Raw genomic sequence first — 8,390 nt, 5'->3', positions numbered from 1 at the left:
GCCCTCGTTTTTTGTCGGCTTGCGCTACTCCCTGGGGATTTCCTGGCTGGCGCTGGTGTTCGTCGAGCAAATCAACACCACTGCCGGCATCGGTTTTCTGGCCAGCGACGCGCGGGACTTCATGCGTACTGACGTCATTGTGATTTGCCTGCTTATTTACAGCGTCCTCGGCCTGTTGATCGACGGACTGATCCGCACGCTGGAGCGTTTTGCCCTGGCCTGGCGCCCAACTTTTGTGAGGAACTGATATGTCGAACATCGATCATTTGGACCCGCCCAAATCTGCACATTCGGCAGCACCGGTACAACTGCGCAATGTGGTGCGCCAGTTCGGCGAACAGCGGGTCATTGACGGTCTGGACCTGGACATCGCATCGGGTGAGTTCGTCGCGTTACTGGGGGCCAGCGGCTCGGGCAAGACCACCTTGCTGCGTAGCCTGGCCGGCCTCGACAGCATCGACAGCGGTCAGTTACTGGTGCCAAAGGCGCGGGCGGCGGTGTTTCAGGAGCCACGCTTGATGCCTTGGAAGCGTGCCTGGAAAAACGTGATTCTCGGGCTGCACATCCCCAACGCCAAGGCTCGCGCCGTGCAAGCCTTGACTGAAGTGGGGCTGGCCCATCGGCTGGACGCTTACCCGGCCACGCTCTCCGGCGGCGAAGCTCAACGTGTGGCACTGGCACGTGGTCTGGTGCGCGAGCCCAAGCTGTTGTTGCTCGATGAACCGTTCGCCGCACTCGACGCGTTGACCCGGATTCGCATGCATCGGCTGATCATCGAGTTGTGGCGCAAACACACCCCAGCGGTATTGCTGGTCACCCATGACGTGGATGAAGCGATCTTGCTGGCCGATCGGGTCATCGTGCTGGCCAACGGCAAGATCGCCGAACAGGTGTCTATCGATCTACCCCGGGCTCGCGACACTGGACAACCGGGTTTCCAGGCTATCCGCGCGCGTCTGCTGAATTTGCTGGGTGTTGAAGTGGAGTCCGCGGTTGTCGCCGAGCTCCAGGCCCCCATCAGTACCGTCCGGCGTTTCGCCCATGGTTAATACAAATTCAAATTTTTTTTGATACAGGGATGCTCTGTCATGTCGATACGCGTAAGGAAATCTGCGGTGGTATTGCTCTCAGCGGCCGCGTTGCTGCTCGGCGGTTGCGGTGAGTCGGTCGAAAGCAAAACGACATCCACTAAGCGTTCAGACTTGTCCGGTGTGACGCTGGTGCTGGGTGATCAGGCCAAAGGTTTGCGCACCGTAGTCGAGGCGGCGAATGCGCTGGAGGGCATCGACTATAAGGTCGAGTGGGCCAACTTCCAGGGGGCCGCGCCGTTGTTTGAAGCCTTGCGCGCGGGCGCCGTCGATCTGGGGCCGGCCGGTGATACGCCGGTCCTTGCCGCGGCTACCGGGGGCACGCCGTTGCGTATCGTCGCGGTACGGCGCAGTCAATCCAGGAGCATTGCGATCCTGGTGCCAGCCGATTCGACCATTACAAAAGTGGCGGATCTGAAAGGCCGAAACGTCGTGGTGTCGTCGGCTCGAGGCAGCATTTCTCAATACCTGTTGATTCGTGCACTGGCCAATGCCGGGGTTGATGAGAAGGATGTCAACATCGGGTTCGTGTTGCCGACCGACGCCTTGTCTGCGTTCAACGCCGGGAAAATCGAAGCCTGTGCCACCTTCGGTATCTACCAGGCGTTTGCCGAACAGCAAGGCGCGCGTGTGCTGATCACCGGGGAGGGCATCAATACCGGCCTGACGTTCATTACCGCCTCTGATGAAGTCCTCGCCGACCCGCTCAAGCGCAAGGCGCTCAGTGACGTGTTGCAACGCTTTGCCAAGGCTTTCGAGTGGGCTCGGCAGAACCCCGAGGAGTACGCGCGGGTCTTCGCCAAGGTCAACGATGTGCCGCTGGACGTCTCGAAACGTCTGCGAAGCTGGGGCGACGAATCGCTGTTACCGGTCGAGCCACGGGATGTCCAGGCCTTGCAGAAAGTCGATGACCTGTTCGTGGAAAAGAAGATCTTTCCCCATCGCGTCGACGTGGAAAAGTTCACGGATACCACGGTGTTTTCCGCAGTGCCGTTGACGGTGACGCAAACGCAGCCGACGCGGTAGTCCGGTTCTCGCCATTAGCACCTCAGGAATGGCGCTAACAGCGCCATCCCCACCGGCTTGTATCCTTGCGTCCAGCTACGGTCACCCGTTCCAGGGCGTTGTGGAGAAGCGCCCAACCACGGCTGGGCGCCATTTGACTCAGCCAGTGTGGTGGCTCTCGGCAAGGCCGTAGACGGATGCGTCGATGCCTTCGAAGCGCGCTTTTAACTGCAGCGCCAAATACAGCGAATAATGCCGTGACTGATGCAGGTTGCCACCGTGGAACCAGAGGTTTTCCTGCTGTGTTGGCTTCCACATGTTGCGCAGTTCGCCCTCGTACGGGCCAGGATCATTCGTGGTTCCAGAACCCAAGCYCCAGCAGCGCCCGACCTTGTCAGCTACTTCCTGGGAAATCAGTTTCGCCGCCCAACCATTCATTGAGCCATAGCCTGTGGCGTAGACGATCAGATCTGCCGGTAACCGGCTGCCATCGTTGAGTACCACGGCATCTGCTTCGATGCGTTCGACACCCAGGCCTGGTGCGCTCTTGAGCTTGATCGTGCCGTTAGCGATCAGTTCCGAGGCACCGACGTCGATGTAGTAACCAGAGCCACGGCGCACATATTTCATGAAAAGGCCTGAGTCGTCGTCACCGAAGTCGAGCATGAAGCCGGCCTTGGCCAAACGCTCGTAGAAATCCTTGTCACGCTCTTTGATTGCTTCAAAGATGGGTTGATGAAAGCCAGGCATTACCTTGTAGGGGATCGAGGCGAACAGCATGTCAGCCTTGTCCGTGGTCAAACCCGTCTCCAGGGCGTCTTCGGAGTAGAGCCCGCCGAAGACAAGATCCATTAAACTGTCGGAACGCACGATGTGGGTGCTCGAGCGTTGCACCATGGTTACCTCGGCGCCGTTCTCCACCAGGTCGGCGCAGATATCGTGAGCCGAATTGTTCGCCCCGATGACCACCGCGCGCTTGCCACTCCAGGCGTCTCCGCCGGGATGGCGGCTGGAATGATGCTGCTGGCCATTGAAAACCTCGGCACCCGGATAACCAGGAACATTGGGTACGCCAGACATGCCGGTGGCGAGGATCAACTGGGTAGGCCGTAACGTCACACGCTCGCCATCGCGCTGCACTTCAACCTTCCAGGTGCCACTTTGCTCGTCAAAGCTGGCGCTCACGCATTCTGTGCGCGGCCAAAAATTGAGTTCCATGACTTTGGTGTACATTTCCAGCCAGTCGCCAATCTGGTCTTTTGGTGTAAAGACTGGCCAGTGATCGGGGAAGGGCAGGTAAGGCATATGGTCATACCAGACAGGGTCGTGCAGACACAGCGACTTGTAGCGACCGCGCCACTGATCGCCAGGACGCTCCGCCTTGTCGACGATCAGGGTTGGCACGCCCATTCGCTTGAGCCGCGCAGCGAGCCCCAGCCCCCCTTGGCCGCCGCCCACGATCAGGCAATAGGGTTGGGTGGTGATACCTAGCGAAGCTTCTTCATCGCGTCGGCGCTCCAGCCAGTTGCGTTTGTCGGCGTGGGCGTGGCCATGACTGGCACCCATCGGCCGACGGCGGCCGCTGGGTTCTTCAAAACCCTTGAGTTCGCGCATGGTCGTCAGCAGCGTCCAGCACAGGCCTTCCTTCAGGCGCACGTAGCCTTTACCTCGCGCCGCTTCGGTTTCGAGGCTGATCCAGCCTTCGAGCACACCGTTATTCAGCGTCGCCTCACCATCCACTTTCCACCTCTCAGGGCGAGTCTGGTCGAGGCGTGTTTCGAGCATGTCCCGGATGGCAGGCTTGCCTTCCAAGGTCACTAAGTTCCAGCTGAAAAGTAGCAGGTCGCGCCAATAACACTCTTCGGCAAATAGTTCGAGAGCGCCATCCACATCACGTTGGACGAGACGCTCCTTGAGGTTTTCGACCCAAGCTGCGAGCTGATCAGTTGGCGTTAGCAGCGGTGTTTCGATAGCGATGTTCATGGGGGCTTCTCCCGTTATTGTTGTTTTTGTAACAACTTGCCCCAGAGCAAGGGCCGGGCCATCTTTGCCAAAGCCCCATCGCAGAGCGGCTGCTGCAGTGTTGCTCAGACTTTGATTCGCAACTCTGTCACGATTCTGAGATTGGCGGATGACAGAGTGTCACCTGGCGCAAACAGCGCTGGTTGCAGTCTTTTCATATAAGCTGCAAACAGCCCCGTGTCCTGACCGTAGCGGAGAAAAAGAACAATGAAGCCGGCCTTGATCAACGCCCATGCACAACAAGTGCTACAAGCCGTGCAGGGCACTATCGCCAGCCACAGCCCAACCGCTGACCTGGCCATCACACGATCCTGGCGCCGGTGCCTGGATCAGTATCAGCTCGATCCCGCCAGCCGCCGCGCGCCTAATGTGGTTGAACAACCACGCTTGCAGGATCACCGCGCGCCACTGGAACACATCATTGCCGTGGCGCACTGGCAGATGAACAGTTTGCACCAACAGCTCGGGCGTGACGGCCACGTGGTGCTGCTCACCGATGCTCGCGGTGTTGCGATCGACAGTGTGTTCAACGAATCCGAGCGAGCCGAGTTCCAGCGTTCCGGACTGTGGCTTGGCTCGGTATGGAGCGAGGATTACGAGGGCACCAATGGTGTCGGTACCTGCCTGGTCGAGCGGCAGCACGTCACCATCCGTCGTGATGAACATTTCAGTGGCAAACACGTCGGCTTGACCTGTTCAGCGAGCCCGATATTTGATGCCAGGGGAGAGTTGCTTGCCGTGCTCAACCTCTCTTCTGTGCGAGAGGACCACAGTCTTCAGCAACACTTCCAGGCTATGGCGTTGACCAACCTGTCTGCCAAGTTGATCGAGAGTTGTTTTTTCTTGGGGCATGATCCGCAGCGATACTTGCTGCGCTTCCACCCTGAGGCAGGCTTCGTTGGGCTGCTGGGTGAAGGTCTGCTCAGTTTCGACGAGGGTGCCCGCATCTGTTCAGTCAATCAAGTTGCGCTGGATCTATTGGGCCTCAGCCGTGACCAAGTGGTCGGACAATCGCTGACGACGCTTTTGGAAACGCCTATCGAACAGGTGGTGAGTCAGGCCAGCGCACACCCGAGTGTCTGTTGGCCAATGCGGCTGGTTGACGGACGTTTGTTTTATGGACAGTTGCGAGAACCTTTACGCCAAACACCTTTAGTCATTCCTGCGACCCCCAAAATCAACGACGTGCGCGTGTGTCTGGAAGACCAACGCCTGCAACGCGGCTTTGCTCGCGCACTGCGCGTTTTGGAGCGTGACGTCCCGGTGTTTTTACAGGGGGAAACCGGTACCGGCAAAGAAGCTTTTGCAGCGGCGCTGCATCGCGCCAGCTCAAGAGCGAACCAGCCTTTTGTAGCGATCAATTGCGCGGCCATTCCAGAAACGCTGATCGAAAGCGAGCTGTTCGGTTATCGCGGCGGTAGCTTCACTGGCGCACGCAAGGACGGGATGATTGGTAAGCTGGAGCAGGCCCACGGCGGCATTCTTTTCCTGGATGAGATCGCCGATATGCCACTCGCTTTACAGACTCGCCTGCTGCGTGTGTTGGAAGAACGGCAAGTCGTGCCGCTCGGCGGCGCGACGGCGAGTCCGCTCGACGTACGCCTCATCAGTGCCAGCCATCAGGATCTTCACGCCTGTGTAGCCGAAGGGCGCTTTCGCGAGGATCTTTTCTATCGAGTTGCCGGGTTTGCCGTGCAACTCCCGCCACTGCGCGAACGATCAGACAAGGGCAGTCTGCTCGACCTTCTGCTGCGCGAAGAGACTAAAGGTGCAAGGATCCGGCTGGAGGCCGGCGTCAGAGAGCGCTTGCTGACGCAGCCTTGGCCGGGCAATGTCCGGCAGCTGCGTACGTGTCTGCGCACACTGGTAGCGTTGTCGTTGGAGGGGCGTGTCACTCTGGATGACTTGGCGGAGTTGCTGCCGACAGTACCAGCGACAGTCGCGTTGGCCGAAAATCCGCTTGGAGTGTCCGAACGGCAGACGCTGCTGACGTTGATTGAGGCGGAACACTGGCATATCGCCCGTGTTGCCACCCGCCTGGGGATCAGCCGCAATACGCTCTATCGCAAACTGCGCCATCACGGTATTTCACGACCCGGTTGAATGCAGAATGACATTGTCGCGTTTGCTGTCTCGTTGGACTGAGGCGATAGAGGTCGAGCAGGAGAGGATTTCTTCCTCATTTGTCCTAAGCGCTATCGTGCCCGTTCGCTATCCCAGGTTTCTGTGAGCTCGTCTATTCGATCCGCGATTTTCGGCTTTTTTGACAGGACCAGGCAGCGCGTGTTGCCRACAAATTCTTCTRTCAGGTACACMGCGTCGCCGACGTCYAGTTCCAAYTCCTGCAGAGCYTCATCGGGAATTCGGATTGCACCGTCACCTTCCCAGTCCTCAATAATGACCTTCATGGTCGGCATCCTCACTTAGGTGCTTCAATTAGGAAATACGGGGCTTTCATGTCTACTCAGCAGGTTTTTTAAAGGCTATCCGGATCCCCCCCAAAACATTTTTACTGGGCTCCAGGACGGTGCTTTGAGGCCAAGAAAGTTCTTGGCTACCCCCGTTTTTGCCCCGGTTCGCACGTGATGCACGGGCGATCGAGATTGGGAATTCTGACTGCATTCCAGTATGGCCATTGATGGATTTCAGTGTAATGCCATGGGGGGATTTGGCGGAGCAGACTGGGATTACCCTAAACGAGTGGTCACCCTGATTACAATGACGGCGGAGCAGCTCGTACAAGGTCTCGTCAGTCGGATGAGGGAGCACTGATGGACGAATCACCGCAGCCTGTCGGAAGTTGCACAGGCCACGGTACCGAACAGCTTGCTCGATGCGCCCCTAGCCAGCGCTGATGTTGCCACAGAAAATAGGACGGCTGCCGTCTGCCGGGCTGGTGCGAACGAGCAAGGCATATTTACCCTTGGTCAGTTCGTTCAGCGCCACCGGTGCCTGGGCCCAGTACTGGGTTCGCGACGCTATCGATGGATAATCGACACTGTTTGCCTGATGGGTCTTGTACGCCGGTTGTGCGCCCAACTGCTGGCACGAGCCAGCATAGATAGCGGTGTCAAGGCGGCTAGGTATGGCCAAGTCCGGGGGAACACCACCGATGGTGAACCAGATGCTGGTTTGATTGCCCACCGGGCTAAGGTTGGCTCGAGCGATATGCTCAGCGTTTTGTGGGGTAGCCTGCAACGGGACATCAACAATCTCGGTTCTGCTCGCGCAACCTGAAATCGCTCCTGCCGCTACTACCAACGCCAGCCAAGATGTTCTGTTCATCACAGATCTCCTGATTTGAGGTGCGTTGATTTCATCCCCCTTGTGGAGTTTAGTGGCTTGTTCCGTGTGCGGGATCGAACTGATGGATGGTGTGTAAAAACGCATTCGTGCTACGTCGGCGGAAAGCGCCGACGGCCGTTTGATGAGTGATTTTGCGATAGGCGGTGCGAAGATAAATCCATCTTTAGTCGCTGCTGTAGTTGCCAGTCATGCGAGTAAAAATAGTTGTGAGTGTTTCTGTTAGTTGTAACTCGGTTGTTTCAGGGTTGTACCACTGYGACTGCCCAAATAGAATGATGACTGCGGTATTTGTGAGTGGGCAGATGTCGCCATTCAACGTTTCTTTCTCGTCGCGCTCATAAGCGATAACACTGCTTAAAAGTGACGAGTATATGTTTTTCAGCTGAGTAATCCGATTCTGTTGTTCTTCATTAAGATTCGCAAATTCACTGGTGATCAGAGCCAGCTTATGTTTTTCATTAAAATTGAATTTGACGAAGGCTTGAATAAATAAATTTAGTCGATCGCAAGGGCTTCGTGCATTTTTCATCCGACGCTTCGTTTCCTGCAATAAATCCAATAAGCCGGACTCTATGAGCTCGAACAACAAGGCTTGTTTGTTATCGATGTGATGGTATAGCGATCCGGCATGCAATCCCAGGTAGCTCGCCAGATCTCGCAAGCCGACTGCCTGAAAGCCGCGAGTGGCAAAGAGTTCCAGCGCAGCGTCAAGAATTCGATCGCGAGCGCGGTGTATTGGACTGGTTGATGCGATGGTAGTTTGCATGTCGATCCGTCTACTGGAAAATGAAGGCGTGCGAATACGCTTCGTAGATTGATGCAGGTTTATTCATCTGCACGAAACAGGACACGCGCGTGCCGCAAATCTCAGAATGAAAGTATTTTCACCATAGAAATGGGCCTGGCTTATCCCTCGTGGCGATAACCCGTTCTGGACGCATGGCTCGCGGTGCGCATCAGCAATAGCAC

The 8,390-nt window shown here is 57.1% G+C and carries 8 protein-coding genes; 4 read left to right on the top strand and 4 right to left on the bottom strand.

Annotation, left to right across the window (positions count from 1 at the left end; translation table 11 throughout):
- From AC1DRJ_RS14445 to AC1DRJ_RS14435, 3 genes are all read left to right on the top strand, one after another.
- A partial coding sequence (locus tag AC1DRJ_RS14445; RefSeq protein WP_477802752.1) for an ABC transporter permease subunit occupies positions 1-247 on the top strand: 247 nt, incomplete at its 5' end.
- A gap of 1 nt (position 248) precedes the next feature.
- Positions 249-1,049, top strand: coding sequence for an ABC transporter ATP-binding protein (locus AC1DRJ_RS14440; RefSeq protein ID WP_477802751.1), 801 nt, complete (start codon positions 249-251; stop codon positions 1,047-1,049).
- Positions 1,050-1,088: 39 nt separating this feature from the next.
- Positions 1,089-2,114, top strand: a complete 1,026-nt coding sequence (locus AC1DRJ_RS14435) for an ABC transporter substrate-binding protein (protein ID WP_477802750.1) — start codon at positions 1,089-1,091, stop codon at positions 2,112-2,114.
- A gap of 138 nt (positions 2,115-2,252) precedes the next feature.
- Here the strand turns inward: AC1DRJ_RS14435 and AC1DRJ_RS14430 are convergent, their stop codons facing one another.
- A complete protein-coding gene (locus AC1DRJ_RS14430; protein ID WP_477802749.1) occupies positions 2,253-4,076 on the bottom strand; it encodes an NAD(P)/FAD-dependent oxidoreductase in 1,824 nt (607 codons plus the stop codon).
- 246 nt (positions 4,077-4,322) lie between these two features.
- On the opposite strand from AC1DRJ_RS14430, the gene AC1DRJ_RS14425 reads away from it, so the two are divergent.
- Positions 4,323-6,218 (top strand): sigma-54-dependent Fis family transcriptional regulator, encoded by a 1,896-nt coding sequence (locus tag AC1DRJ_RS14425; RefSeq protein ID WP_477802748.1) that lies wholly within the window; start codon positions 4,323-4,325, stop codon positions 6,216-6,218.
- A 92-nt stretch (positions 6,219-6,310) separates the two neighbouring features.
- On the opposite strand, the gene AC1DRJ_RS14420 is transcribed toward AC1DRJ_RS14425, so the two are convergent.
- The 3 genes from AC1DRJ_RS14420 to AC1DRJ_RS14410 all read right to left on the bottom strand — a co-directional run bounded on the left by AC1DRJ_RS14420 (position 6,311) and on the right by AC1DRJ_RS14410 (position 8,187).
- The gene (locus AC1DRJ_RS14420) at positions 6,311-6,523 is read right to left on the bottom strand and encodes an AbrB/MazE/SpoVT family DNA-binding domain-containing protein (RefSeq protein WP_477802747.1); all 213 of its coding nucleotides are present in this window, start codon (positions 6,521-6,523) and stop codon (positions 6,311-6,313) included.
- A 433-nt stretch (positions 6,524-6,956) separates the two neighbouring features.
- The gene (locus tag AC1DRJ_RS14415; protein WP_477802746.1) at positions 6,957-7,400 is read right to left on the bottom strand and encodes a hypothetical protein; all 444 of its coding nucleotides are present in this window, start codon (positions 7,398-7,400) and stop codon (positions 6,957-6,959) included.
- Positions 7,401-7,584: 184 nt separating this feature from the next.
- A complete protein-coding gene (locus AC1DRJ_RS14410) occupies positions 7,585-8,187 on the bottom strand; it encodes a TetR/AcrR family transcriptional regulator (RefSeq protein WP_477802745.1) in 603 nt (200 codons plus the stop codon).
- Between the last annotated feature and the right edge of the window lie 203 nt (positions 8,188-8,390).

It is taken from the genome of Pseudomonas sp. P5_B2, from assembly GCF_056400445.1.
Note: the sequence above shows the minus strand (reverse complement) of the source record. Positions and strands in the feature narration are given on the sequence as shown.

Bases quoted from the DNA above. Each gene is read 5' to 3' on its own strand.
- AC1DRJ_RS14440 (WP_477802751.1), top strand. From the start codon at position 249: ATGTCGAACATCGATCATTTGGACCCGCCCAAATCTGCACATTCGGCA.
- AC1DRJ_RS14435 (WP_477802750.1), top strand. From the start codon at position 1,089: ATGTCGATACGCGTAAGGAAATCTGCGGTGGTATTGCTCTCAGCGGCC.
- AC1DRJ_RS14425 (WP_477802748.1), top strand. From the start codon at position 4,323: ATGAAGCCGGCCTTGATCAACGCCCATGCACAACAAGTGCTACAAGCC.
- AC1DRJ_RS14415 (WP_477802746.1), bottom strand. From the start codon at position 7,400: ATGAACAGAACATCTTGGCTGGCGTTGGTAGTAGCGGCAGGAGCGATT.